This is a genomic window from Rhodococcus sp. NPDC003318 (genome assembly GCF_042879035.1).
Taxonomy (GTDB): domain Bacteria; phylum Actinomycetota; class Actinomycetes; order Mycobacteriales; family Mycobacteriaceae; genus Rhodococcus_G.
In genome coordinates, this window is sequence record NZ_JBIAOU010000023.1 from 1 (window position 1) to 26,638 (window position 26,638).

Annotated in this window: 20 protein-coding genes and 4 pseudogenes; 7 read left to right on the top strand and 17 right to left on the bottom strand. The window is 64.8% G+C overall.

The genetic code is table 11. The features are described 5' to 3' along the window. The first annotated feature begins 151 nt into the window (after positions 1–151). The 3 genes from ACFYVR_RS23525 to arsA are packed head-to-tail and all read left to right on the top strand — an operon-like array spanning position 152 to position 2,856. The gene (locus ACFYVR_RS23525) at positions 152–577 is read left to right on the top strand and encodes a low molecular weight phosphatase family protein (protein ID WP_387477746.1); all 426 of its coding nucleotides are present in this window, start codon (positions 152–154) and stop codon (positions 575–577) included. Then, entirely contained in the window at positions 574–987 is a 414-nt protein-coding gene (gene arsD, locus ACFYVR_RS23530; protein ID WP_387477749.1) for an arsenite efflux transporter metallochaperone ArsD, read from the top strand. The genes ACFYVR_RS23525 and arsD overlap by 4 nt, the downstream gene beginning before the upstream one ends. A 15-nt stretch (positions 988–1,002) precedes the next feature. Then, on the top strand, positions 1,003–2,856 hold the full coding sequence (gene arsA / locus ACFYVR_RS23535; protein WP_387477752.1) for an arsenical pump-driving ATPase: 1,854 nt from the start codon (positions 1,003–1,005) through the stop codon (positions 2,854–2,856). Between the two features lie 81 nt (positions 2,857–2,937). On the opposite strand, the pseudogene ACFYVR_RS23540 reads toward arsA, so the two are convergent. Together ACFYVR_RS23540 and ACFYVR_RS23545 are read right to left on the bottom strand one after the other, a co-directional pair. Continuing rightward, positions 2,938–3,288: pseudogene (locus ACFYVR_RS23540) on the bottom strand (ArsI/CadI family heavy metal resistance metalloenzyme); the annotation flags it as partial. A gap of 261 nt (positions 3,289–3,549) precedes the next feature. Further along, the gene (locus tag ACFYVR_RS23545) at positions 3,550–4,041 is read right to left on the bottom strand and encodes an Lrp/AsnC family transcriptional regulator (RefSeq protein ID WP_387477874.1); all 492 of its coding nucleotides are present in this window, start codon (positions 4,039–4,041) and stop codon (positions 3,550–3,552) included. A gap of 319 nt (positions 4,042–4,360) precedes the next feature. On the opposite strand from ACFYVR_RS23545, the gene ACFYVR_RS23550 reads away from it, so the two are divergent. The 3 genes and pseudogenes from ACFYVR_RS23550 to ACFYVR_RS23560 all read left to right on the top strand — a co-directional run. Further along, positions 4,361–6,655, top strand: a complete 2,295-nt coding sequence (locus ACFYVR_RS23550; protein WP_387477876.1) for a pyruvate dehydrogenase — start codon at positions 4,361–4,363, stop codon at positions 6,653–6,655. Between the two features lie 42 nt (positions 6,656–6,697). Continuing rightward, positions 6,698–6,817 carry a biotin/lipoyl-containing protein gene (locus ACFYVR_RS23555; RefSeq protein WP_387477755.1) on the top strand — a complete coding sequence of 40 codons (120 nt, stop codon included), beginning with the start codon at positions 6,698–6,700 and terminating at the stop codon, positions 6,815–6,817. A 309-nt stretch (positions 6,818–7,126) separates the two neighbouring features. Further along, positions 7,127–7,273 (top strand): annotated as a pseudogene (locus tag ACFYVR_RS23560) (2-oxo acid dehydrogenase subunit E2); the annotation flags it as partial. A 497-nt stretch (positions 7,274–7,770) separates the two neighbouring features. Here ACFYVR_RS23560 and ACFYVR_RS23565 read toward each other — a convergent pair. From ACFYVR_RS23565 to ACFYVR_RS23625, 13 genes and pseudogenes are all read right to left on the bottom strand, one after another. Beyond that, complete coding sequence (locus ACFYVR_RS23565) at positions 7,771–8,556, bottom strand: SDR family oxidoreductase (protein ID WP_387477757.1); 786 nt, start codon at positions 8,554–8,556, stop codon at positions 7,771–7,773. A 407-nt stretch (positions 8,557–8,963) separates the two neighbouring features. Next, complete coding sequence (locus ACFYVR_RS23570) at positions 8,964–10,019, bottom strand: ABC transporter ATP-binding protein (RefSeq protein WP_387477878.1); 1,056 nt, start codon at positions 10,017–10,019, stop codon at positions 8,964–8,966. 2 nt (positions 10,020–10,021) lie between these two features. Next, positions 10,022–11,962 (bottom strand): dipeptide/oligopeptide/nickel ABC transporter permease/ATP-binding protein, encoded by a 1,941-nt coding sequence (locus ACFYVR_RS23575; RefSeq protein WP_387477759.1) that lies wholly within the window; start codon positions 11,960–11,962, stop codon positions 10,022–10,024. A 40-nt stretch (positions 11,963–12,002) separates the two neighbouring features. Next, complete coding sequence (locus tag ACFYVR_RS23580) at positions 12,003–12,950, bottom strand: ABC transporter permease (RefSeq protein ID WP_387477761.1); 948 nt, start codon at positions 12,948–12,950, stop codon at positions 12,003–12,005. Positions 12,951–13,125: 175 nt separating this feature from the next. Further along, positions 13,126–13,197: pseudogene (locus tag ACFYVR_RS23585) on the bottom strand (hypothetical protein); the annotation flags it as partial. A gap of 58 nt (positions 13,198–13,255) precedes the next feature. Beyond that, positions 13,256–14,836 (bottom strand): ABC transporter substrate-binding protein, encoded by a 1,581-nt coding sequence (locus tag ACFYVR_RS23590; RefSeq protein WP_387477880.1) that lies wholly within the window; start codon positions 14,834–14,836, stop codon positions 13,256–13,258. 986 nt (positions 14,837–15,822) lie between these two features. Then, positions 15,823–16,233, bottom strand: a complete 411-nt coding sequence (locus tag ACFYVR_RS23595; protein WP_387477763.1) for an ATP-binding cassette domain-containing protein — start codon at positions 16,231–16,233, stop codon at positions 15,823–15,825. Next, positions 16,218–17,786 carry an ABC transporter substrate-binding protein gene (locus tag ACFYVR_RS23600; RefSeq protein ID WP_387477766.1) on the bottom strand — a complete coding sequence of 523 codons (1,569 nt, stop codon included), beginning with the start codon at positions 17,784–17,786 and terminating at the stop codon, positions 16,218–16,220. The genes ACFYVR_RS23595 and ACFYVR_RS23600 overlap by 16 nt, the downstream gene beginning before the upstream one ends. 11 nt (positions 17,787–17,797) lie before the next feature. Further along, a pseudogene (locus ACFYVR_RS23605) lies at positions 17,798–18,115 on the bottom strand (ABC transporter permease subunit); the annotation flags it as partial. Between the two features lie 15 nt (positions 18,116–18,130). Further along, positions 18,131–18,304: a hypothetical protein gene (locus tag ACFYVR_RS23610; RefSeq protein WP_387477769.1), complete on the bottom strand. Its 174-nt coding sequence runs from the start codon at positions 18,302–18,304 to the stop codon at positions 18,131–18,133. 66 nt (positions 18,305–18,370) lie between these two features. After that, positions 18,371–18,943: a carboxymuconolactone decarboxylase family protein gene (locus ACFYVR_RS23615; RefSeq protein ID WP_387477771.1), complete on the bottom strand. Its 573-nt coding sequence runs from the start codon at positions 18,941–18,943 to the stop codon at positions 18,371–18,373. Positions 18,944–20,247: 1,304 nt separating this feature from the next. Then, a complete protein-coding gene (locus ACFYVR_RS23620; RefSeq protein ID WP_387477773.1) occupies positions 20,248–21,204 on the bottom strand; it encodes a zinc-binding dehydrogenase in 957 nt (318 codons plus the stop codon). Positions 21,205–21,260: 56 nt separating this feature from the next. Continuing rightward, a complete protein-coding gene (locus ACFYVR_RS23625; protein ID WP_387477775.1) occupies positions 21,261–21,731 on the bottom strand; it encodes a nuclear transport factor 2 family protein in 471 nt (156 codons plus the stop codon). Positions 21,732–21,969: 238 nt separating this feature from the next. On the opposite strand from ACFYVR_RS23625, the gene ACFYVR_RS23630 reads away from it, so the two are divergent. Then, positions 21,970–22,776: a FadR/GntR family transcriptional regulator gene (locus ACFYVR_RS23630; RefSeq protein ID WP_387477777.1), complete on the top strand. Its 807-nt coding sequence runs from the start codon at positions 21,970–21,972 to the stop codon at positions 22,774–22,776. 306 nt (positions 22,777–23,082) lie between these two features. Here ACFYVR_RS23630 and ACFYVR_RS23635 read toward each other — a convergent pair whose 3' ends face one another. Together ACFYVR_RS23635 and ACFYVR_RS23640 are read right to left on the bottom strand one after the other, a co-directional pair. Further along, on the bottom strand, positions 23,083–24,801 hold the full coding sequence (locus ACFYVR_RS23635; RefSeq protein WP_387477779.1) for an FAD-dependent oxidoreductase: 1,719 nt from the start codon (positions 24,799–24,801) through the stop codon (positions 23,083–23,085). Positions 24,802–25,114: 313 nt separating this feature from the next. Continuing rightward, positions 25,115–26,614, bottom strand: coding sequence for a class I adenylate-forming enzyme family protein (locus ACFYVR_RS23640; protein WP_387477782.1), 1,500 nt, complete (start codon positions 26,612–26,614; stop codon positions 25,115–25,117). Positions 26,615–26,638: the final 24 nt, after the last annotated feature.

The window sequence follows — 26,638 nt, forward strand, 5'->3', positions numbered from 1 at the left end:
GCGATCACGGCGGCGGGCACCGGAGCGTCGGCCGCGATCGACGCGGAGCGCTGGCTCGCCGAGCGCGGCGACATCTCCGCCAACACCGTCGAGGCAGCCGGCTCCCCGGTCACCACCACCCCCGTCGCTGTGAAGTGAGGACCTTTCTTCGATGAGCACCCCGTCCGTGCTGTTCGTGTGTGTGAAGAACGGCGGCAAGTCCCAGATGGCGGCCGGTCTGATGCGCGCCGCCGCGGGTGACACCGTCACCGTGTACTCCGCCGGCACCGCACCCGGTACCGCGGTCAACGCCCTCTCGGCCGAGGTCCTGCTCGAGGTCGGCGTCGACATCACCGACGGAACCCCGAAACCGTTTGATCCGCAACTTGTTCGCGATGTCGACGTCGTGGTCACCCTCGGTCGTGAAGCCCACGTCGACGAGGTGCCGGGCACCGCATTCGAGAACTGGGACACCATTGAGCCGTCCGACCGCGGTGTCGACGGCATCGAGCGGATGCGTCTCGTGCGCGACGACATCGCCGCCCGCGTCACCGACCTCGCCACCCGACTCACCCAACACCAGCAGGAGATCCGTTGAGCACCATCGAAGTTTTCGAACCCGCCCTGTGCTGCAACACCGGCGTCTGCGGTGACGACGTCGACCAGGCGTTGGTGACGTTCTCCGCCGACATGGACTGGGTCCGCTCCCAGGGCGGCGAGATCGCCCGATTCAACCTGGCCAGTGAGCCGCTGGCCTTCGCGCAGCGTGAACCGGTCGCCGCGTTCCTGAAACTCTCGGGCTCGGAGGGGCTTCCGCTGGTCCTCGTCGACGGTGTCACCGCGATCACCGGCCGCTACCCGGACCGGGCCCAGCTCGCGAAGTGGGCCGCCCTCGACGCCCCCGCACCCGCTGCGGCCGCACCCACGGGGACAACGATGCTCGGATTGACCGACACCACCGACACCGGATCCTGCTGCGCCGACGACACGAACTCGACCTGCTGCTGAGAAGGGCTGCTCCACATGAAGTTTCTCGACAACCCGCCCCGCTTCCTGTTCTTCACCGGTAAGGGCGGGGTCGGGAAGACCTCCATCGCATGCGCGTCGGCGATCAGCCTCGCCCGCGCCGGCAAAAAGGTGCTGCTCGTGTCCACCGACCCGGCCTCGAACGTCGGGCAGGTGTTCAGGCTGAGCATCGGCAACACCATCACCGCGGTGCCGGCCGTGCCCGGACTGTCCGCGCTCGAGATCGACCCGCAGCAGGCCGCCGACGCCTACCGGGAACGGATCGTCGGGCCGGTCCGCGGGCTGCTGCCCGACGCCGAGATCGCCTCGATCACCGAACAGCTCTCCGGTTCGTGCACCACCGAGATCGCCTCGTTCAACGAGTTCACCGCCCTGCTCACCGACACCGACGGTGTCACCGACGGATTCGACCACGTCCTGTTCGACACGGCCCCGACCGGCCACACCATCCGACTGCTCCAGCTCCCCGGATCGTGGACCGAGTTCCTCGACGACGGCAAGGGCGACGCCTCGTGCCTCGGCCCGCTCGCCGGCCTCGACAAGCAACGCAGCATCTACGCCGACGCCGTCGGCGCCCTCGCCGACCCCGACCGCACCCGCCTGGTGCTGGTGACCCGCGCGCAGCGGGCACCGATCGCGGAAATCGCCCGCACCCACACCGAACTCGCCGACATCGGACTGGCCCACCAGTACGTCGTCGTCAACGGACTCCTCCCGGCACCGGACGGGTGCGACGCCCTCGGAACCGCGATCCACCGGCGCGAACAGGCACTCCTCGACAGCCTCCCGGAGGACCTGCGGACCCTGCCGATCGACGAAGTCGAGCTCAAGCCAACGAACATGGTCGGCATCGACGCCCTCGACTCTTTGTTCACCTCGACAACCGCCGCAGAAGACCAATCATCAGGATCTGGTCCGGCCGGGCTCGACGTTTCCGATGCACCGCTGTTGCGGCTGGTCGACAAACTCGCCGTCGACGACCACGGCCTGATCATGTGCATGGGCAAGGGCGGCGTCGGCAAGACCACCATCGCCGCCGCGATCGCCGTGGCTCTGGCCGAGCGCGGCCATCAGGTACACCTGACCACCACCGATCCCGCCGCACACCTGACCGAGACCCTCGCCGGCAACATCGACAACCTCGAGGTCTCACGCATCGACCCGTCCGAGGCGACCGAGCAGTACCGCTCACGCGTCCTGAAGACCAAGGGCGCGGCCCTCGACGAGCAGGGCCGCGCGAATCTCGCCGAGGACCTGAAATCGCCGTGCACCGAGGAGGTTGCCGTCTTCCAGGCCTTCTCACGAGTCATTCACGAATCGCGGCGCAAGTTCGTCGTCGTCGACACCGCCCCCACCGGGCACACCCTGCTGCTGCTCGACGCCACCGGTTCCTACCACCGCGAGATCGCCCGGCAGATGGGCGAGAACTCGAACTTCACCACCCCGTTGATGCGGCTGCAGAACCCCGACGAGACCAAGGTCGTCCTGGTCACCCTCGCCGAAACCACCCCGCGCCTCGAAGCCGCCGGCCTGCAGGCCGACCTCGAACGCGCCGGCATCCACCCGTGGGCGTGGGTGGTCAACAACTCCCTCGCCGCCGCGGCACCGTCCTCCCCGCTGTTGCGGTGTCGCGCGAGCGCGGAGGCCACCGAACTGGCCACCATCACCGCCGAGCACACACAGCGGTATGCGGTCCTGCCCATGCTCGCCGCCGAACCCGTGGGAGTTACGGCACTGAGGGACTTGCTCACGGTTCCCGCGACGACATCACAACCGCCGACGAGCTGCGTAACCTCGACAACATCGCAGGTGTCATCCTTCGAGAGTGGGCCGGCGCTGGCTACCCAGTGAACATCGTCGCCGCCGTCTCGGGACATGAAGACAAGTGTCGGCCGCCCCGGTGGGGCGGCCGAGACACGGGTGTTGCGATGTTCAGCAGCAGGACGTTTCGGCGGTCGCCTTCTCGCCCGCGGCGGCGGTGCCGCAGCACACCGCGTCCTCCGCGCCCTGCCGTTCGCCCGGGTGCTGCGGGCTCGATCCGAAGGTCTCCGAGTCGGCGAGGACGGTGTAGACCTCCCACTTCTCCCCTGCCGGGCCGGTGACCCACACCTTGTCCTGGGTGGCGAAGCAACAGGTGGTGCCGATCTCCTCGTCGGTGAACAGCCCCTCACCGGTCAGGCGGGCGATCTCGGCGTGCACTTTCTCCGACGATTCGACCTCGACTCCGAGGTGGTTGATGGTGCCGCCCTTGCCGGGGTTCTCGAGCAGCACCAGTTTGGATAGTCCTGGCGTCGAATGTGTCGAAGGGCTGGGAACCGTTTCGCCGCTTCGGCAGTACGCGCCGCGTCGCCGGCGCCTTGGTCACCACGCGCAGGGGGGTGCAAGGAGCGGCAGAATTGGATCCCACGATGGGAGTCGACCAATCCATCGAGCTTCTGTTGCCTGAGCAGGACAAGGCGAGCAAGGCCGCCGGGCGCGGAAGAAAACGAGGCACCGAACGACGTCGCGATGGATAGGACGTAGAACCCGGCGTCATCGCAGGTGCTACTCGTCGCGTGCCTGCCGCGTCAGCCCGTCGAGCAATGGACGCATTCGATAGTCCACCATCTCCCGCATCACCAACGCCGTCGTAGTGCGTTTGACACCTTTGATGTTCAGGATGTCCCCGGCGATGCGATACAGATCGTCCGCGTCTTTGGCTGCGACGTGGACGAGCAGGTCGGCGACGCCGCTGAGGCCGTGCACTTCGAGGACTTCGGGTATCGCGTCGAGCGCGGCCCCGACCCGGTCGAGCCTGCGCTGCGTGACATTGGTGAGCACATAGGCCTGCAGCGGATAACCGAGAATCGCCGGGTCGATCCGAGTTTCGAACGAGCGCAGCGCCCCGGCCTCGTCCAGCCTTCTCAACCGCGCCTGAACAGTGTTGCGGGACAAACCTGTTCGCTCGGCTATGGCCATCACGGTGGCGCGTGGGTCGTCGGACAGAGCGGTCATGATTCGAGCGTCGATCCGGTCGGCTCGGTGTGTACTGGGCAAAGTGCCAACCCCGCTTTCGTTCACACCCGCCAGCGGGGTGCACAATGCTCAATCTTCGACATCAGTATTGCGCACACAGCGACCTGCTGATGAACTGACCGCACCCCCGCAAGTCTGGGAAGCCTCCACTGACACAATCCGGTTGGCGTTCCCATCCCTTCGCCGCTCGGCCGCGTCCGACCCGTCGTCGGCTGAGCCGGCTCTTCCGGCACCTACTGCAGTGTCCCTGCCCGGTTCCGTGTTCTGTCCTCGAAGGAGAATTCCGATGTCCCAGCCTGCGTCCCTCGACTCCGTGACCCACCTGACCGGCCTCACCGAGATGTCCGATGATCTCGCTGGCCTCGAGTCGATTCGGCAACGGGTGCTGTGGCTGTCGACCTCGATGATCCACCACGCGAACCGGGTCCGGACGAACCCTACCGGCCTGAAAGTCGGTGGCCACCAATCATCCTGCGCGTCGATGGTCTCGATCATGACCGCACTGTGGTTCGAGCATCTGCGCCCCGGGGACCGCGTGTCGGTCAAACCCCACGCCTCACCGGTGCTGCACAGCATCAACTACCTGCTCGGCGAACTCGACGAGAAGTACCTGACCACCCTGCGCGAATTCGGCGGCCTCCAGTCGTACCCGAGCCGGTCGAAGGACCCGGACACGGTCGACTACTCCACCGGCTCGGTCGGCATCGGCGCCACCGCCCCGATCTGGGGTGCGATGGCCCGCCGCTACGTCGACACCCATCTCGGCGACACCGGCCGCGGCCGGCAGTACTCGTTGGTCGGCGACGCCGAACTCGATGAGGGAGCAGTGTGGGAGGCCATCCTCGATCCGGGAATCGCCGATCTCGGCGAGGTGGTGTGGATCGTCGACCTGAATCGCCAGTCGCTGGATCGGGTGGTACCCAATATCGCCGCCCGCCGCCTGGAGAAAATGTTCGACGCAGCGGGTTGGCAGGTCATCACCGTCACGTTCGGGCGGCTACTCGAATCACTGTTCGCCCGCCCCGGCGGCGACGCGCTGCGTATCCGCATCCTGGAGATGCCGAATCCGGAATACCAGCGACTGCTGCGCTGCACCGCCGCCGAGGTTCGTGACCGGCTGCCCGGGACCGGTCCCAGTAGCCCACAGATCACCGAACTTGTCGCCACGCTGGACGATGCGACACTGACCGCGGCGGTCCGCAATCTCGGCGGCCACGATCTGCAAGCCCTCTCGGAGGCGTACCGACAGATCGACGACACCCGCCCCACGGTGATCATCGCCTACACCATCAAAGGCTACGGACTGCCCACCGAAGGCCACCCGCAGAACCACTCGGCTTTGCTGACCGTGGATGAATACGCCCACCTCGCCACGGCCCTCGAGATGGATGCCCAGAATCCGTGGGGTCGATTCGCCGACGACAGTCCAGCGGGTCAGCTGTGCCGGTCCACCTCCGAGCGACTGCGCCGCGAACCAGTCCCTTCACTGCCAGAACTGACACTTCCCACCGATATCGGTCGGACCCCGAAGGGCACCGCCACCACCCAGGCCGCACTCGGTCGGGTGCTGCTGGATCTGACCCGGGAATCCCCCGAGGCTGCCCAGCGGGTGGTTACCGTCAGCCCCGACGTCAGCTCCACCACCAACCTCGGTGGCTGGGTCAACAAGGTCGGAGTGTGGTCCTCGGCCGAGCGGCACAACTGGTTCGCCGACGACTCTGAGACGATCATGCACTGGAACGAACGACCCACCGGCCAACACATGGAACTGGGCATCGCCGAAACCAACCTGGTCGGACTGATAGGCGAACTCGGCGCCACCTGGAGCCGCTGGGGCCAGCCTCTGCTGCCGATCGGTGTGCTCTACGATCCCTTCGTCGAACGTGCTCTCGAACCGTGGTCCTACGGCATCTACGCTGGTGGGCAGTCCATCCTCGTCGGCACCCCATCCGGGGTCACCCTCGCCGCCGAAGGCGGCGCCCACCAGTCAATCAAAACCCCCTCCATCGGGCTCGAGCAACCCGGCTGTGTCAGCTACGAACCGGCCTTCGCGATCGACGTCGAATGGACCCTGCTGGCCTCCCTCGCTCGGCTCGGCCGCCCGGACGGCACCTCCGCATATCTGCGTCTGTCCACCCGTCCGGTCGATCAGTCCCTCGCCGCGGTCCCGACGGATCCGGCCGCCCGCGAGCGGCGCCGCCGACAGGTCATCGCCGGTGGTTATCCGATCCGGCGCCGCGACAACGCCCAGGTGACGATCGCAGCGATGGGCGCAATGATCACCGAGGCGCTCGCTGCCGCGGACCGACTGGAGACCTCCGGGGTGAACGCCGACGTACTGTGCATCACCAGCCCCGGTCTGCTGTTCGAGGCCTGGCAGACCCGCCAGGGCCGCGGTTCCGGTGAGAGCTGGATCCTCGATCAACTCTTCCCCACCGACCGCGCGAAGCCGATGGTCACCGTCCTCGACGGCCACCCGCACACCCTGGCCTTCCTTGCCGGAATCAACCGAGTGCACAGCACCCAACTTGGGGTCTCTCGCTTCGGGCAGGTCGGCTCCCTCGACGATGTCTACCGCTATCACGGCATCGACACCGACAGCATCGTCACCGCCGCGCTCGACATCCTCCCCTGACCGGCTCCCGTGGCCCCCACTCCCCCAGGAACAAAGATCATCATGAGCACCGAACAACTCACCGGAACCATCGTGCACATGCCGGACCTCGGAGAGAGCGTCGACGAGGGCACGGTCACCCGCTGGCTCAAACAACCCGGTGACCTCATCACCGTCGAATAGTCCCTGCTCGAGGCCGCCACCGACAAGGTCGACACCGAAATCCCTTCTCCGGTAACCGATGTCCTGCAACGCATCCTGGCCGAGGAAAACGATATCGTCGCCGTCGGTGCGACCTGGCCGGCATCGCCGAAGCCGGTACCGAATCTGTGAACGTACCCCCTGTCCCTTCCGTACCGGCACCGCCCGCGGATCCGACACCCCTGCCGCAGCAGTGCCCCACCCCACCCCGGTCGCTGCACCGCACGGTCCCGATTCGGACGGCATTGTGATGGAAACACTCCCCGGGTCCGGCGGACGATTGCCCGAAGGATGGTCGAATCACTCCAGGTTGCAGCGCAATTGACGTCGGTGGTGGAAGTCGACGTCACCGCGATCGCGGCCCTGCGGGCGGTGCACAAGGACGCCTTCCACACGCGGACCGGCATCAAACTGTCGTTCCTGCCGTTCTTCGCCAAGGCCGCGACCGAAGCGTTGGCTCAGCACCGCATGCTCAACGCCTCGCTGAACCCGGATGTCTCCCGGTGTGTCGGGCGATCACCGAGATCGCCCAACCCAGGGCATGTACTTCCACATCGTTCTCCCATGTCGCGCATGAGAAAGCGGGTCTCCTTCGATAGCCGATGCGTGGCCGGAAACCATCGGCTTCGAAGGAGACCCGCCCTCGTTGGCGGTGCCACACGGGTGGGGAATTTCAGCGAGCGCCCTCAGAATCGCCCCCAAGTCCCGGGATGAAGGCCTGGTATCCGAGGAGTCGGTCGAGGATGACTGCGATGAAGCGGCGTCCCTGCCCTGCGCAGCACCGCGGTGTTCACTTCAGCTTGCGGTCGAGCTCCGCCGCAGCGAAAGCGCCGACGCCGTCCGCAGGGTCACGCCGCAGATCAACCGCGATCCGGCACCCCCGACGGGCCGACGAAGCACGAGGCGCCCGCCCCGGGAGAACCAGGACGGGTGCCTCAGCCAGCCGTCGGGCCGACCCGGGAGGCAAACGTCGTCGCCACCCCGTCGAGCCAGAGGTCGTAGTCCTCCACCCGGTCGCTCAAGGCCTTCTCATCACCCGGATTCGTGAGGATCAGGAACTTCTCCTTGCGGACTCCCTCGGCGATGATCTCAGCCACCTGCTCAGGGGTCAGCGCATTGTCGAACGCCGGGCTGCCCGGTCCGAAGCCGTTTGCCGCGAACATGCGAGTCTGCATCGCTCCAGGGCAGAAGCACGAGACCTTGATGCCCCGGCTCCGATAAGTCGCCGCCAGCCACTCCGAGAGCGCCACGGACCCGTGCTTGGTCACCGTGTATGCGACCTTCTCCAACTGCATGGACAGTCCCGTGCTGCTCGAGGTGGCGATCAGGTAACCGTCTCCCCGCTCGAGCATCGAAGGAAGGACGGCGCGGGCAGCGTAGACGTGGGACATGACGTGCAACTGCCACATCATCTGCCACAGTCGCTCGTCCTGGAGGTCAGCAGCCTGGCGTGGCCCGGCCACCCCGGCGTTCGAGTGCCAGATATCGATCCGGCCGAACTCCTCCAGAGCCTGGGCAGCGACTCGCTGGACATCTGCCTCGACCGTCATGTCAGCGGCGATCCCCAAGGTGCCGATCTCCGCCGACACCCGTGCCACCTGCTCCGCCTCGACATCGGTGACCACCACCGTGGCGCCGCCTGCGGCGAACCGCTTCGCGATCGCCTCCCCGATGCCGTTCCCCGAGCCGGTCATCACCGCGACCTTGCCTGCCAACTCCATCTGTTCTGCCTCTCTCGAAAGGGCGTCGCGGAACGTTCATGGCGCCCAGCAGTCGACGCCTGCTGGGCGCCATGAAGCCGCCGGCTTGCTGTTCGTCGTGCGGTGCCGAGTCAGCGGCGTGGGAAGTCGAGGACCTCGCGCGCGTTCACTCGACGATCCAACGTGTGAGTCTCTTTCGGTTGTCGGATTGATGGTTGCCTTCGAGTCATGCCCGCATCGTCCACTGCGTGAAAGGCCGCCAAACAACCCAACGCCTGAGTGTGGCCGCGCTGTGGGACGCCATTCGCTCACCACATCATCGTCAGTTGCGCTCCGAGCAGCTCTTGGAGCCGCGCAAGGTGCTCGGTCACTACCTTTCGCAATGGCGGCGGTTCGGTACTGGGCCGTCGCCGCTACGAGCACACCGTTCAGGCTGGGCGGTGGCCGTCGGGTGACGGGTGGTTGAGGTGGCAGAACGAGACTCCGCCACCGTCCGGGAGTGTGTACGGCGGTGGGTCTTCCACCGAGCAGACCGGCATGGCGACCGGGCACCGGGTGCGGAACCGGCAACCGCTCGGTGGGGACGTCGGTGATGGGATGTCCCCCTTGAGGACCTGCCGCTTGGCGCTTCGTTGCCTCGCAGGGTCCGGCACTGGCACCGCTGATAGCAGGCTTCGCGTATAGGGATGCAAGGCCTGGCCATAGATGCGCTGCACTGGACCGGTTTCGACGATGCGCCCGAGATACATCACCGCGATCCGCTGGCTGATGTAGCGGACGATCGACAGGTCGTGGGAGATGAACAGGTAGGACAGTCCATCCTGTTCCTGGAGGTCCTTCAACAGGTTCAGCACCTGTGACTGGGTGGAGACGTCCAGCGCGCTCACCGGCTCGTCGAGCACCAGCAGCTCCGGCTTCACCGAGATCGCGCGCGCGATCGCAGCCCGCTGCAGCTGTCCGCCCGACATTTCGAACGGGTACCGCTCGAGGTGCCTCGCGCTGAGGTTGACGTGCTCGAGCAGCTCCCGCACTCGACGATTCCGGTCGTTGGCGCTCATGTCCTTGAAATGATTGACCAACGGCTCGGCGATCGAATCGCCAATGGTTGAGGTCGGGTCCAACGAGGAGTACGGGTCCTGAAAGACCATCTGCACGCGGCGGCGCACAGTGCGCAAAGCCTCCCCGCGCAGATTGGTGATGTCTTGACCACCGACCTCGATCTTCCCAGCCGTGGCAGGCACCAGTCGCATGAGAAGCCGGGCGACGGTGCTCTTGCCCGAGCCCGACTCCCCCACGAGCCCGACAGATTCGCCGCGGCCGATTGTCAGGTTGACTCCCGCCACCGCCTGGAGGGTGGGACGTGGCCCGAAGAGAGAGGTATGGCGCAACTGGTAGGTCTTGACGACGTCGGTCAGCCGCGCCGCGACTGGCGTATCCGCCACCGCCGGCATGTCAATTTCTGAGGTGTGGCCCCCAATGGTCATCGTCACAGCCTCCTGGAAAGCACAAGTGTCGTTTCGTCGGCATGGATGCACCGCACACTGGACGCCGGTGTGATCAGGTCGAGCTCGACGGGCGCCGCCGAGCACTCCTCAGTGGCGTGGCCACAGCGAGCGGCGAACCGGCAACCGGCGGGATACTGATCCGGTGTCGGCACCGAACCGGGAATCACCGTGAGACGCTCCTGGGCGTCGACGTCGTCTCGGGGCGAGGACTCGATAAGGCCCCTGGTGTATGGATGCTGCGGTGCCGCGAACAGGTCATGAACCTCGGCCTGCTCCACCACCTGGCCGGCGTACATCACGGTCACTCGGTCAGCAATGTCCGCGACCACGCCCAGATCGTGGGTGACGAACACGACGGCCATATCGAGTTCCTTCTGCAGGGACTTCAAGATCTCGAGGATCTGTGCCTGCACGGTGACGTCGAGCGCTGTCGTCGGTTCGTCCGCCAGAAGAAGCTTCGGCCGGTTGATCAATGCAGCCGCGATCATGACGCGCTGTCGCAAGCCGCCGGACAACTCGTGCGGAAACTGCTTGAGCCGTCGCGTGGGGTCAGGAACCTCGACGAGCTCGAGCATCTCGATGGCGCGCTTGCGCGCCACGTCCTTACTGACCGGCCCATGGTTGCGCTGCGCCTCGATCAAGTGAGCCCCGATGGTCATCGCAGGATTGAGCGACGTCATCGGATCCTGGAAGATCATCGAGATCGAACTGCCCCGGATGGCACGCATCTCACGTAGCGACAAGGACAGGAGGTCTTGGCCTTCAAACATGATGCGGCCGCTGGTGATCCGCGCCGGTGGCGATTCAAGCAGCCGCAGAATGGACAAGCAGGTCACGCTCTTTCCGCAACCGCTTTCCCCCACGATGCAATGCATCTCACCAGATCGGATCGTGAGATTGAAGCCGTCCAGGACCTTCAGGGCCCTGTCACTGCCGGCGAACTCGACGCTGAGATTCTCGATCCTGAGCAGATCGTCGCCGACATCGGCCGCCGACGCCGGAGCGACAGGTTCCACTGGGCGGCCTCCACGATCGACCGTCGTGATACCGCGGCGTTGGCTGCGTCCCTTCGGCCCTTGGCGAGCCGTCCCGAACGCGTCCCGCAAACCATCGCCGACCAGGTTGAACGCGAGGATCGTGAGAGCAATCGCGATTCCGGGTATGGCCACGAGCTCGGGATGCGAGTAGATGGACGTCGAATAGGCGTCGCGCAACATGTTCCCCCAACTGGGAGTCGGCAGTTGCGTACCCAACCCGAGGAAGCTCAAGGACGCCTCGGCGAGCATCGCCGTACCCAGAAGAATCGTTGCCTGGACGATGACGGGTGACGACACACCGGGCAGTACTCGCTTGAAAAGGATTCGCCAGTTGGGCGTACCGATCCCGCGGGACGCTTCGACGTAGGTCTCCGCCCGCACGGCCATGGCCTGTGCCCGTACCAGCCTCACCATGGTGGGTGTCACCACGACAGTCAGCGCGATGATCGTGCTTCGCGCGCCGGGCTGCAGGATACCGGCGAGGACGATCATGAGCACCAGTGAGGGGAAGCCGGAGACGGCATCGGCCACTCGCATCATGATGGAGTCCGTCCGGCCACCGAAATAGCCGGCGGTCAATCCCAACGGTATCGCCAGCAAGACGACGGCGACGACAACAAGCACGCTGACGCCCAGCGAGATCTGCCCACCGTGCAGCAGTCGGCTCAGTTCATCTCGTCCGAGGTTATCTGTCCCCAGCCAGTGCTCTGACGACGGTGGCTCGTACGGCGCGCCGACCGTCTCGGAGGGGCTGGGGGTGATGAGCCCAGCAATCGCCGTCAAGACGACGGTTACCAACAGGTATACGGCAGCTGCCATCGCCACGTAGTTGCGGGCGAAACGGCGCATCGCACGCTGTGTTCTACTTCCGGTGCCTTGGCTCATCGACCCACCCATGTCCCTTTCAAAGAACTTGCGATCGTGTTCACGAGACCCGGATCTTCGGGTTCAGCCAGCCATACGAGATGTCAAGCAGCAACGAAGTAACAAGCTGGATCAGCACCAGCAACATGGTCACAGCCAGAATGGGCGGAACGTCCAGAGCCACGACCGAGGCCACGATGTACGAGCCAAGACCCGGAATGTCGAAAATTTCCTCGATAATGGCGGACCCTCCGAGAATCGCCGCAATGGCGAAACCCAGAACCGTCACCGTCGGCAGCGACGCGTTCTTCAAGGCGTGCAGACCGATGACCCGCCGTGGTCGCCCGCCGCGGGCCCAAGCAGCGCGAACGTAGCTCGAGTCGAGCGTATCGATCATTCCTGCACGTAGTTGTCGTATGACATAGGCGGCAAGGGCACCGCCGAGCGCGATGGCCGGGAGGATGACATGCTGCAACCATTCAGAAGGGGACTCAGTGAGCGACACGTAGCCGACGATCGGCAGCCATTTCAACTTGACTCCGAAGTAGTAGACGCCAAGGATCGCCACGACGAAGCTGGGGACCGCAAGCCCGATGGTCGCGTTCAGCCGACCGAGATTGTCGAGGGCGTGCCCTGGACGAATGCCTGAAACGATTCCGATGGGCACTGCGACCACAAGCGCGATGACGACGGTCGCAAGAACAATCGCGGCCGTGATCGGCAGCCGCTCCGAGATTTCTTGCGCGACCGTCGTATTGGTTGTACGTGACCACCCGAAATCCAACTTCAGAACATCGACGAGCCAGTACCAATACTGCACGAAGACAGACTCGTCGAGGTGGTGCTCGATGCGGATCTGCTGGAGCTGTTCTGCGGTTGCATCCGGCGTTCCGGCAAGCACGCGCGCCCTGTCACCTGGCACAGCGGACACCAGCAGAAAAATGAGGAATGAGTCGATCAGCATGATCGGAACCATCACTGCCGTGCGACGAATAATGAACGAAATCATGTGAGTCTCCAACAGGACCGGTAATCCGTAGCCATATCAGACAAGTTCCACCTCCGGTTCGGGCTGCCTCGAGGGCGGCTGGTCAACAACTGGGTCAGCGCATGAACGGAGTCGGTCACGGCCTCGACGTAGGCCAGCCGGACTCTGCGAGCCGGTCGGTAATCACGCTGGCCCCCAAGGCGATGACTTCGGCGTGGTGGACGAGCCGGTCGATCATCGCGTCGCCGACGACGTCGTCGCCGTCGACGGCACTGCCTGGCGAGAACGAACAGGTCGCTGCTCGCCAGGCAATGAGGCGAGATTCCCTACTTCTTCACGTAGACCGAGAGCAGGTCGTACATGTAGCCATCCGCAATGTCCCCCACGACGCCACCAACCTTCTCGTCGTGCAAAACGACCTGGTCGGGCTCGCCAATGCTGAGCAGCGCTGCTTCATCCCAGATTGCCTTCTGCAGGTTGTTCCAACCCTCCTGCTGCTCGGCGTCGGGCGCTCCCGGGTTACTCAGCAGGTAGCCGAGCGCATCATTGAACTGCGGGAAGTTGTTGTTGCAGGCGTTGCCACCTCCGCCAGGCAGCAGATAGGTGCTCAACGTGCCAAGCACATTTGGTCCACTGTTGACGACCAAGTTCCAGGGCGTGCTTCGAATAGCCGCAAATGCGCTCTCGACCACCTTGACCTCCGCACTGAAACCAACCGCGTTCAGCTGCGTCTGCAGCACCTGGGCGGCAGCGGTCCGTGAGGAATCCGGATCGACGAGGATGTTGACCTTCGATCCAACCAGGCCGGCATCGGTCAGAAGCTTCTTCGCCTTGGCTGGGTCATAGCTGTAAGAGCTCTCAACCGTCGGAGCGAACTTGAACGCCTTCGCCGTCACCTTGTCAGACGCGCTCCCGTAGCCGGAGAACGCCGGCTGGACGAACTGCTCACGGTCGATGGCATACTCGAGCGCCTGCCGCGCCTCGAGCTTGTCGAACGGAGCCTTGGTCGCGCACAGATAGCTGTACATGGGCATCTCCGTGACCGGCGGGACGAATGCGACCTGCGCGCCTGCGGCCTTGGCACTGTCGGCGACCGCCACGCTCGAACCGACCGCGTCCACCTTGCCGCTGGCCACAGCATTGACCTGCTGCGCGCCGTCCACCGGGACGAACGCAACCTTGACCTTCGCCGCCAGCTGCTGGTCCGGATTCCAGTACCCGTCCCAGCGTTCCAGCGTCACCGACTCGTTGGACATTTCGACGAACTTGTACGGACCTGCTCCGACCGGGTTCTTCTCGTACGCCTCGTCTCCGCCCTCCAGTGCCTTCGGCGATGCGAGAGACAGAACAAAGGACGGGCCGCCACGCAGCTGACCGAGGAAGATTCCCAGCAGGTCGGGCTTGCTGAAGTGCACCGCCACGGTTCGAGGATCTTCGACCGTCACGGACTCCATCGCCGCGGTGGCCACGTCCTTCAGCACCTGGCCGGGTCCCACTCCGGCGGGCGTCTTGATGACCCGGTCCCAGTTGTACTTGACCGCCTCAGCATTCAGCGCCGTGCCGTCCTGGAACTTCAGGTCGGGCCGAAGGGTGATCCTCATCGTTGAGGCATCGGGGTACGACCACGACTCGGCCAGGCCAGGCTCCAGGCCGCCGTCCGGGGCGTCGTGGATCATGGCGTCGTACAGGAAGCTGTTCCACATCCCGTAGTTCGGTCCAATGTATCGCAGCGGATTGAAAGCGACCGACGTTCGGTTGGGGGCCCCCAGAGTCAAGGTGGCATCCCTGTCGATCTCGCCCGGTCCTGAGGAATCGGCGGAGCTACTGCCGCCGCATGCTGTTACCGCAAAGGCGAGGAGGCCTGCGACAGCCAGCGCCGCGAGTGACCGTCCGGAACGCGTGGGCATACTGTTCACGTCACACTCCCAAGCCGTGCGTACGGGCGACCTTGGAACTCTCAGCGATCTGTCGTGAGAGGTCAACTGGCGGGTCGAAATAATGCGCGGCGAAATACGCGATGTCCGTCATTGATTTTCCTTCAGCGGCTAGGAGAGGGCGACACTGCCCTCTCACGGATGTTGCGAGTCGACAATGGGGCTAACGGAAGCGCCGAGATCCTCTGGGAAGTGGCTGCTTGTCCGCCGTCGCGCACTTCTCATCGTTGACTCAGGAGGTGTGGTGAACGCGTGGTGACGAGTCCGCCGATGGTCACTGCTCCGCCGATGGTCACTGCTATGACGTTCCTCACGATTCTAAGGGCTGAAACAGGAACCGCGGGCGCACGTTCCGCTGAGCAGGACACCACCCTCGACTTATGACACTGTCGGCGGCCACGAGAACTGCCCGCTGATGGCACGCCATCTCGGCGTGGCACCGTCCGGCTTCTACAAGCACCAAGGGCGAAGTGCACGAACACGATTGAACGAGCAGTGCAGCGCCGTGCCGATCTGGAAGTAGAGGTCCTCGGCTGGTCGGTGGCTGACCACATGCGAGCCGAGTTGGTCATCGAGGCACTGGAGATGACCGTCAGCGCGTGTGGCGGCGATGTGACCGGCACGATTGTCCACTCGGACCGCGGCAGTCACTACACCCGCGGAGGTCACGACCCAGGCCTGTGAGCGTCATGGTCTGGAGCGTTCGATGGGAGCAACCGGCATGTGCTGGGACCACGTCGGCCCCGAGAGCCCCGTGCAGAGCATTCGGCGCTTCAAATGCCTTCCGCCAGATGGCATGGCCGGTAGACCCGAACGCTGCCGCATAGCTCCCGACAACTCGTGTGGATAGTTGCGCAGTCGCCGTTCCGGATCGGGAACGCCGACCTCCTTCGAGCAGGTTCAGTGCACGGGTTCGCGACTCGGGCGATGAGACGCCGAGGTGGCGTCTCATCCCTCGGTCAGCTGCCGATCGATGCGCACGACAGGGTTGAGGGATCGCCTCGGTTCCTGGAACACCCTCGCGATCTGCTTGCCCCAGATCCCTCGCGCTCTTTCTGCTTGAGCGTGAGCTGATCTCGACCCTGGAAGTAGACCTCGCCGGCCTGCGCGGAATGAGTCGGCATCAAGCCCGTGATGGACCGCGCCATCACCGACTTCCCGGATCCGGATTCACCCACCACGCCCAGCGCCTCCGACACAGCGACGTCGAAGGACACGTCGTCGACTGCCCGCACGACACCACGTGCGGAACCGATGTGGGTGTGCAGATTCCGGACGTGCAGGAGAGGGGGTTCACTCGTCTTCCCGTTACCTTCATCGGCGAGAACGGCCTCGTCACCTGGCGAGCCGGTGCCTAGTGCTGGATCCACAGGTTGTCGGGGAACATGGACCCGAGTCCGTACTGCTGGACTCCACCGACAGTGGCGCCGGCGATCACGCCCGCCGCGCCACGGGTGTAGAAGACGGTCGGGTTGAGCTCGACGAGCCGCTCCTGCACCACCTCGTAGGCGGCATCACGCTCGGCATCGTCCTCGGACGTGCGGCCCTTGTCCAGCGCCGCGTCGAGCTCGGCATCGTTGATGCCGCTGTAGTTGGCACTCGACGTGCTGTGGAGGCCGATCCACATCCGCGGCTCGGGTTCACCGAAGATGACAGCGTTGGAGACGACCTCGTAGTCCCTCTGATACATGACCCTTCCGTAGTCGGCCGCATCGAGGATCTTGACGTTGGCCTCGACGTTGGAGAAGGTGCTCAGCTGGGTTTGGACCGCTTCGCCGACGTCCTTGATGTTCGCGAACAGCAACATCGTGAAGTTCAGCGGCTTGCCCTCGGCGGCCAGTTCGTCGAACAGCGCCTGCGCCTTCTCGGGGTTGTACTCAGCGAGCGGAATGTCCTTGAAAAACGGAGAGGACTCTTGGAACAGAGTCGTCGGAACCTGCCCCGTACCCTCGTACACCGCCGAATTGAGCGTCTCGATGTTCAACGCCATCGACAGTGCCTGCCGAGCACGCGGATCGTCGAACGGAGCCTTCTGCATGTTCAACACCAGGCCCACACCACCGTTGAGCGGAAGGACCGAGCTCTGCAGTGCAGCGGCCGAGGCCTTGTCCAGGTTCTGCCACCGGTTCTCGGTGGCAAGATCCGCACCACCACTGAGAACGGTGTTGTAGCGCTGATCCGGGTCACCCATCGTACGGATCTCGAGCTTGTCCAGGTACGGACGCGGCGCGTCGTAGTAGTTCTCGTTCTTCGTCAACACGATCACGTCCTGACGCGACCACCGCTCGAGCGTGAAGGGCCCGGCCCCGATCGGGTTGGAATCGCGTACCGACTTATCGGCGGCCAATGTCGCGGGCGAGGCGATCCAGTTCAGCGAGGTCTGCAGAACCGCCTGAGGGAAGCTCGGTACCGGATCGACGAGAGTGACCTTCAGCGTCCGCGCGTCCACAACCTCGGTGGCCTCGATCATCTGAGCATGCGCGATGTCGCCTGAGGCTGTTGCCGGATCCTTCACGTGGTCCCACGCGATCTTCACCGCTTCCGCGTTCAGAGGGGTGCCGTCGGAGAACTCGACCCCGTCACGCAGCACCAGGGTGAAGGTCTTTCCCTTGTCGTCGGACGAGAAGCTCTCGGCAATCTTGTACTCGATCTCTCCGGTCGCCTCGTTCCCGATCATCAACGTTCCGTACAGGGCGTTGAACAGCAACGGAGAGTTCGACCAGTAATTCGAGTTCACCGCCGGGTCCAACGTCCGCGGCTCCGTGAGCTGGATCGCCTGAAGAGTGCCTCCGGACACCGGATCACCGGACGGACCGGCAACCCCCGCCGCCTCCGCGGAATCGGCGACACTGCTTCCACAGGCGCTGACGAAGAGCACTGCCACAGCACCCAACGCCACCAGCGCACGCTTCCTTATGGACATGTCCATACCTTTCATTGGTTCCGAGTGACCGGTCCGTCCTGCAGGGTGCGGTCGAACCGCAAGCGGAGGTGGTCACCGATCTGGTTGAGTGCGAACACCGTGAAGAAGATGACGGTCGCCGGGACCAGCACCATGTGCGGCGCCGTGGCGATCGCGGCCTTGCCCTCGCTGATCATCCCGCCCCAGCTCGGCTGCGGCGGAGGAATTCCCAAGCCGAAGAAGCTCAGCGAGCCCTCCCCCACGATGAGCGTCGCGATGACGATCGGGAAGAAGGCTCCGAGCGTCGCCACCACGTTCGGGACGATCTCCTTCAGCAGGATCCTCTTGTGTCCGGTGCCGAGATTCTATGCAGCACGGATGAACTCGCGGAACGACCACGAGATGGTGTTTGCGCGAGCGAACCGCATGAACGCCGGAATCGTGACCAGCGTCAGGCCGACCAGGATCGTCGTGACGCTCGGCGTCAGGATCGAGTTCAGCCACAACGGCTGATCGACCGAGAAGATTGAGATGGACAAACGAAGAGGGTCAGCGCTCTTATCTCGAAGACCTATTCGACAGCAAGCCAGTCGGCGCTTTGATCATCAGTCGTCAGGAACGTCCAACACACTCGTGAAATGAGCGACTCCCATGTACAGGGCAAGCGTCATTGCGAGTTCAATCCGCTCTCGGTTGTTCAGGTACTTCTCGATATTATCCGCCGGCAAAGTATCGACCTCGCTCGGGTCCGCAGCGAACCGCTCCGCAAAACGAAGTATCTCTCGCTGACGATCATCATAGTATTCTGCACCGTTTGGATTGCAGACGTTTGCCACCTGATCTGCCGTCAGGCCGAGCATCCGGCCGTAAGGCCGATGCTTCTTCAGTTCATAGTCGCCGCGGTGCCTCTCTAGCACGCAAAGGATCGCAAGCTCCCGATCGGCAGGTTTGATTTCCGTGTGAAAGCGAAGGGCATTAGTCAAGTCTGCGAAACGTGCAGACACAGATGGACTATTTGCGATCGTTCGATGAATGTTGGGAACTGTCGGCGCCCCGCGCTCGAGTACGCGCTTGAAGGTTTCGTTCACCTCCGGATCGTCGGTCACCTGAACCAGGACGACGGGGGTTCTCTTACGGTAGCCGACGCTCGTCTTGGCGGAAACAGGCTGCTTACTCATCAATACTCCTGTGGCCAGCCGGATTCCAGCATGCGTTGTGTGAACATGACCCGCGGCGATCTGCCAGCTGGCCCGGGGCTGCTCTCCAGGGTGCAACGCCGCCGCGAGCGTTCATTGCGGAATACCGATCGATGTCGTGGGCAGCGTTGCGCCGGCGTCCACGTGCATCTGCATCCAGTGAGGAAGCGTGACTCGTCGGATGCCAGGAACAGTACTGTGTTCGAGACGTCCTGCGCTCGGATGAACGAGATCGGTAGATCGCGAGATATGGAGCAGGAGGTGGCGGGAAGGCCGTGGCGAAGTCCGGGTTCAACGCGGTGAAGCGCTGCGCGCTCTGCACGTCAGGCAGAAGGACCATCTCACGGACGTGCTGTTCGTGCCATGCATGGTAAGCCTCCTCCTGGTCTCCGAGGGAGTTGCCGTAGAGGAACAAAAGACTGCGCTCTGTCATCGGTGATCCGTTCGTAGATACGAGGATTGCGGTTAGCGTGCGATGACCTTGCACTCCTGTCGAATTTCGATCTCGCTCAGCAGTACGGGTCCCGCTCAGCAGTACGGGAGAGGCTGGTGTGATGTCCCGAGAGGTCGTCGGTTGGATGATCGGCCTCGAGCACGAGTTCTCCAAGACGCTGCCTACTGGCCCGACGAGCTCACACCCCGCCGCCAGGTCCTCCGCTGGCGGACCGCTACAACACCGAAGACGCCAGACCTGGTGCCCGCTACCGATCCCCGATCGCCTTCGATACCGCCCACACCGCAACGCTGCCAACCGCCGCGTAATCACATCCCGTGTCCACGAACCGGGGGCAGGGCCCCGGGAACCGTTCCACGCCAAAGCCCGTACCGCAACGATCCGACGGCACCTGGTCGCCATCGCCGCGCGCACCGCCCGTTTCGGTCGCCGCACCACCGTGCACCTGCCATCACACTGACCCTGGACGGACCCATTCACAGCACTGTTCACCGCCACCCACGTCCCACCGGCACACCGACCCGGCTCGCCCGCATCGCCGCACAGCCCGACCCGAACTCCGAACGTGGACGCCTGGATCACGCCAGGCGAATTCGCCGTGCCCACAGCACAGCCACGGTCGCTGATAAACGCAATCCACCGACCCGCGAAAAGAGCCGGTGGGTCCGGGTCAGTCCGAACGCACGGCAGGTCCAGCGGTTCGAGGGCGTCGACGCCCACTGTCGCCTGGCGGGCGGCAGCTCACGACGGAGCCGGGAAACGCTGCTGGTCCGGTTTGTGGTCAGAGTCGGGCAGCGGGTTCGAGGATGACGCTGTTGAGCGGCTGGCGATGTCAGTCTCCGAACCGCGCAACAAGGCGCCCGATGACCTGGTTGGCCTTGAGACGATCCAAGCCCTCACCGATGGCGTCGAACGAGATCTCCTCGTACACAGGGGCGATCTCGCCCTTGTGCATCAGGTCGAAGACCTCCTCGATGTCGGCGACCGTGCCAGCGAGCGAACCGATGATGCGCTTGCCGAGGATCGTCGGCGTGATGATCGTGCAGGTCGGCGACCCCAACCCGACCTGCACCACGGTGCCACCACGTTTGACGGCGTTGAGGGCCTTCTGCGTGGTGTCGAAGCCGGCGTAGTCGACAATCAGGTCGAATCCCGAGTCATCGCCCCACCCACCGCCTGCGACCCACTCGTCGGCGTCCTTGACGCAAGCGGCGACACCGGCTTCCAGGGCCAGGGGCCAGACCTCCTCCTTCATCTCCGCGACGTGGACCTCAGCACCCGCGAGCACGGCGGCCCGGGCACCGATCTGACCCAGACCACCGAACCCGATGACGCCGACCTTCATCCCGGCCCGCGCGCCACCCTCCTTGATGATGGCGTGGTAGCTGGTCATACCCGCGTCGGTGGCCAGCGCCGCCAAGCAGATGTCGAGCCCATCGGGCACTCGCGCCAGGTCGCGGTAGTCAGCGGCGAGCTTGTCGGCGAAGCCGCCGGGGGTGAACATGCCCAGCGGCGGCTGGATTCCTCCAGAGTTGACGCCGACGACGTCGCCGATCTGGAAGCACTCCACCTCGGATCCGATGGCAGAGATGACACCGGCGTTCTCGTGCCCCTGGGTCATCGGCAGGAAGGGCATCACACCGTCACCCTTCTCCATGTAGAGAATGTCGGAGTGGCACAGGCCCGCCGCCTTGACGTCGATGATCACCTGGGTCGGACCCGGGACGGGCTCGTCGACCTCGTTCATCGTGATGGGCTGCTGACCGCCGGGGTACTGCCATGCTCTCACTGGAGGGTCCTCTCACGGGGGTTCAAGGCGGGGCTGCTTCTGAACGAAGCGCCGCGTCAGGACCGATCGACAAGCTCAGTCAACGAGTTCGGCAGGGAGACCCTGGACGGCAGCTGGTCACGCTCGATCATCAGCAGGTCGAGCCTGCGCCTGCCGATCAACCACCGGCCGTCCTGGTTGACCAGCCGATCCCGGTAGTGCACCGAGGCACGGTTGATCTCCCCCGGCTGGCTGCTGTGACACCACTGCACGGCACCGTGACAAGCCGCCCAGAGCCCGTGGCCGTCAGCTCCGACGACGTTGTTGCTCATCACGTGCAGTGTCCATGTGCACTCGTCGTGGAACGGGATGAAGTGCGAGAGCCAGTCGTTCATGCCGTCGTACTCACGGTTCGGGTAGGTGGCGAGCACCTCCGGCGTGAACAACGTCGCGAAGTAGGCCCAGTCGCGGGTGTCGACGGCCAGGGCGTAGGCATTCTGCAGCTGCGCGCCGGCGATGGCAGCCTCCGTCAGGGCGGCTCTCGTCACCGCCGGTCACCTGCTGGGGGCAAGAACATTTGTCCCCGGTCCGGGCACCAACCATGTGTAATCTCGTGTGCCATGTGCTCTCCCGTCGGCTGGCCGGACTCACGCCGAGACGAATATCGCAGTGGTGGTGGACCGCGACAACGCAGGATCCCGACCAGCGAGACACGCCGTACCGACCATCCGGTACGCGCCACACCGGAAGACACCCGGTATCTAACAGACGAGTAACATTCACATGATGGACTTCCAGTTCGAGCGCCCCACTCCCATGCATCGGGTGGGCACGCTGATGCGCGCACCGAAGACCGCCGAGCTGATCGCCACGAACCTGCGCCGGCAGATCGTGCGCGGAGAACTGAAGGCCGGAGAGATTCTGCCTCCCGAGAGCAACCTCATGGAGCAGTTCGGGGTCTCCCGGCCCACGCTCCGCGAGGCCTTCCGCATCCTCGAGGCGGAGTCCCTGATCGGGGTACGCCGCGGCGCTGGTGGGGGCGCTCGGGTGCTGGAACCTGACCCCAAGGTCGCAGCTCGCCACGTTGGCCTGCTGCTGCAGCTCCAGGGTGCGACCCTCCAGGACGTCTACGAAGCGCGGCTAGTCACCGAACCCGCCTGCGCGCGACTTCTCGCCAGGCGGCGGAGCAAGAAGGACGTCGAGGACCTCCGTGCGCAGGTGGAACGTTTCCGTAAGCTCGGGGAGACAGGTCTCGAGGCGACGCCGGACCGTGTCATCTGGTCTCGGGCGTCGTACCGCTTCCACGAGATGATCATGCACCGATGCGGCAACAAGACGCTGGCTGTCCAGGCAGCAGTCCTGGCCGACATCATCGACGCCCACCTGGCACAGGTCATTTCCTCGGATGTGACCGAGCAGGAGTTCACGCGGCGCTGCCGGCGGAGCTTGAAGTCCTACACCAAGCTCGTGGACCTGGTCGAGGCCCGTGATGCGGACGGCGCAGAGAACCACTGGCGTTCACACATGGAGAACGAGACGCAGTATCTGTTTAGTCGCGAGCAGAGCGTCCACTCCATCAGTCTGTTCACCTGACCCGAGCTCTGAGGCAAGCCATGCCGATCGCGCCGCGAGGCGCACCGTGACTGGGCGGCCCGCCCTATGGCTGTGCGCGACCCACGGTAGAAGACGGCTTCGGACCGGCTTTCTCCTCGACACGGTCAGCTTCCGTCGTGAGACTCCGTGAGTCGTACAGCGGTATCCCAGCGAAAGCGGACAATCCATCGATGAAGTGGACGGACCGGGGTACCCGGACACTCATCCGACGAACCACCGAGTCGTGACGGTCCGATCTCCGGCACCGAAGACCCCGTTCACGCAGTGCGCGGTCACCAGCGTCCCTCAGAGATCAGCGGTCAGAACCCCGCCGGCGGCAAGCATCTCCTCGACACTGGTGAGCTTGACCCGGGGCCGAGAGCTCTCCTTGCCCAGGTTGCGCTCGTGAGTGTCGATCGCGCGCCAGCCGGCCTTGTCGACGACTCCCGACAGCTCGTCAGCCACGTCAACCTCGGAGGTGCGCGTCAGGCGTCCGGCAGCGAAGTCCGCCAGCAGGGCGTCGACCGTCTCTGCGGCACAGACCTTGTTGGAGCCGATCACTCCGGAGGGGCCGCGCTTGACCCAGCCGACCGTGTAGAGACCCGTCCGGACCGGCCCACCGGCGGACTCCACAATCCGTCCTCCAACATTGGGCAGCACACCGCGCTCGTCGTCGAACGGAACCGAGTCCATGGGAACGCCGCGATAGCCGACGGCACGGAACACGAGCCCGCACTCGATCTCCTCGACCTCGTCGCTCGCCACAGCCCGGACCGAGCCGTTGTCGTCGACGACCAAGGCGTTGTGGGACAGGCGGATCCCGGTGACGCAGTCAGTGCCGAGCACTTCGAGCGGCGACCGCAGGAAGGCCATCCGGACGACCTTGTCATGCTCCTCAGGACGGGCATGGAGGTCATCGAGGAGGCGCAGCTTCGCCTCCGTCATCCGACCGGACCCCGCCCCGGACTGGATCGCACTCGGGTAGTGCTCAGGGCTGGCGATGCGCACCGAGGCGCACTCGAGACTGCCCAGCCCGAACAGCTCGGGGGCGGAGAAGGCGGCCTCGCTGGGGCCGCGTCGTCCGACGAGGACAACCTCACGGACCTTGGAGGCCTTGAGCCTCTCGAGGGCGTGATCGGCGATGTCGGTGGTCCGCAGTCGGTCGATGTCACTGAGCAGGATACGGGCGACGTCCATAGCCACGTTGCCGTTGCCGATGATCACTGCGCGTTCTACGCCGAGGTCGAAGTCGGCGTCCCGGTACTCGGGGTGGCCGTTGTACCAGGCCACGAACTCGGTCGCGGAGTGGCTGCCGGAAAGGTCCTCCCCGGGAATGTTCAGCCGCCGGTCCGACGACGCACCGACCGCGTAGATGACGGCGTGGTAGCGCGCAGCAAGCTCCTCGTGGGAGATGTCCCGACCGATCTCGGTGTTCCCGAAGAATCGGAAGTTCTTGTGGGCCAGGGTGGACGCGAACGACCTGAACACCCCCTTGGTGTCCTGATGATCGGGGGCGACGCCGAACCGGACCAGGCCTCCCGGCACGGGGAGGCGTTCGAACATGTCGACGCTCACGTCCAGCGAGCGGACACCAAGGAGCTCTGTGGCCGCATAGAAGCCCGATGGACCTGAGCCGACGATCGCGACGGCCAACGGCCCGTTGGCCGCATCGGCGGAACGTCGAGGAGGAGACGAAGGCACGGCCGAGTACGTGACCGCGCCACCGTCGAAGTAGCGGCCGTTCCACTCTCCGAAGACGCTCTGTTCGGCCGGCAGCTCGTAGTCGGGATGGATCGCCGAGACCGGACATGCATCGAAGCAGGCGCCACAGTCGATGCAGCCGTCCGGGTCGATGTAGAGCATCTCGGCTGTCGCGAAGTCGGGCTCATCGGGAGTCGGATGGATGCAGTTCACCGGACACACCGGGATGCACGAAGCATCGTTACAGCAGTTCTGGGCGATGACGTACGCCATTCTCAAACCTCCACATGTGGGACAGGAATCTGTGTTCGACACAGTGCCCATGACGACAGCACGAGAGCGTGGCGAGGCCGACCAGGACCGCACTCCTCGCTTCACACGGACCACCGCACAGGTTATGGCTGCGATCACTGCGATAGCCCCTCGTATAGTATAATAATTTATCTAATAAAAATCCTGAGCCCTAAATGAACCTCGAAGGTTTGGTTGTGGAGACGAGGCGCTCCCGATCGTGGCGCATCGCCGACTCTGGGCGGTCGCCCGCGAGCGACCTTCGCATGAGGAGATCGAACGAGTCGCGTGCGGCTCCTCGAACAGCAGGGGTGCGGCTTCGCGACACCTCCCGTGTCAGTCCGGTCTACCAACCAGCCAATGCGCGCAGCTGATCCACGATGTTGCGCCGGACCAGCTTTCCCGTCGCCGTACGTGGCAGCTCCATCCAGAACACGATCTCGTCGGGCCCCTTCAGGAACGGCTGGGCGGCGCGCACGTAGCGGCGGAGATCGTCGGCTGCCACCTGCATCCCCGAGCGCAGCACGACGACAGCGACGTTCTGCTGGTCACCCGCGGCATCGGGCAACCCGACCACTGCGACGTCGGAGACGGCGGGGTGCCGTCGGAGCGCGGCCTCGATGCCCCACGGGGCGATGCTCTCGCCTGCAGTGACGATCGCATCGTCACTACGCCCAGAGATGAACAGGTACCCGTCCTCGTCGAAGAAGCCCACGTCACGAGTATCGAAGAACCCATCCTCGCCCAGTGCGGGCCCACCCGCGATGTACTCGACCCACACGTGCGCGCCACGGATCCAGATCCGACCACGTTCCCCGGGATCCACCACAGTGCCCGCGCTGTTACGGATCTGGATCTCCACACCGGGGACCGGCCGGCCCACGGAGCCCAGCCGTGCACGGACGAACGGATCCCACGACGCGAACACCGCCTGGTAGTCGTCCCGGGTGAGCTCCGCCACCGTTGAGCTCAACTCGGCCAGCCAGTACCCGTGGACGAAGTCGAGGCTCGGCCACCTCGCCCGTGCGCTCTGGATGAGCGAGGGGGGCATGGGGGCGCCGCCGTACTCGAGCGTACGGAGGGAGGGCGTGGACTTGTCGTCATCACTGTCGAGGATTCGCGCCAGCAGTGCAGGAACCACGAGCGCACTGGTGATGCCTTCGGCGCGCACCGTTTCCAGCCACTCCTCAGCGTCGGGACGCTTGAGCAGCATGGTCCGCCGCCCGGCATAGACATTCTGGACCAGGTGGGCGACGGCCGACGCCTCGAAGATCGGGACGCCGAGCAGGGCCGCCTCATCCGGCTGGGCGGAGCCGACCTCGACCGTGTCGAGCACCCTGGCGGTAAGCGGGGCGTGCCGCAGCACCACGCCCTTCGGGGACGAGGTCGCGCCCGCCGTGTGTGCGATGACGGCCGGCGCGTCGCTCTCCGTGACGCTTCGGTCCGGTTCCCCTCCCTCGGTCCGAGTCGTCACCGCGAGCCATTGCGCGCTCGTGAGAGCTCGATCCTCGCTTCGCTCCCACAGCGTGGAGGCGTCCGGTTCGACGATCGCCAAGGCGTGGGGATGGGCCGTGAAGAGCTTGTCGAGCTCATCAGTCTCCAGCCTGGGCTGTGCTGGCACCAGCGGCACCCCCGCGTAGGCGGCGGCGAAGAGCGCCACCACGAAACCCGGACCATTGCCCGAGCCGTAGATGATCGACCCAGCATTGGCCTCACGTACCAGCTCGGCGCCGCGAAGTGCGGCACGTCGGAGCTGGGCCGCAGTCAACCCATCGGCGCGGCGCCCGACGAGGACCCGGTCACCGAAACGCTGAGCGGCGGATTCGAGCAACATCGTGAGGTTCATGATGCGGATCCGGTCATCACAGCA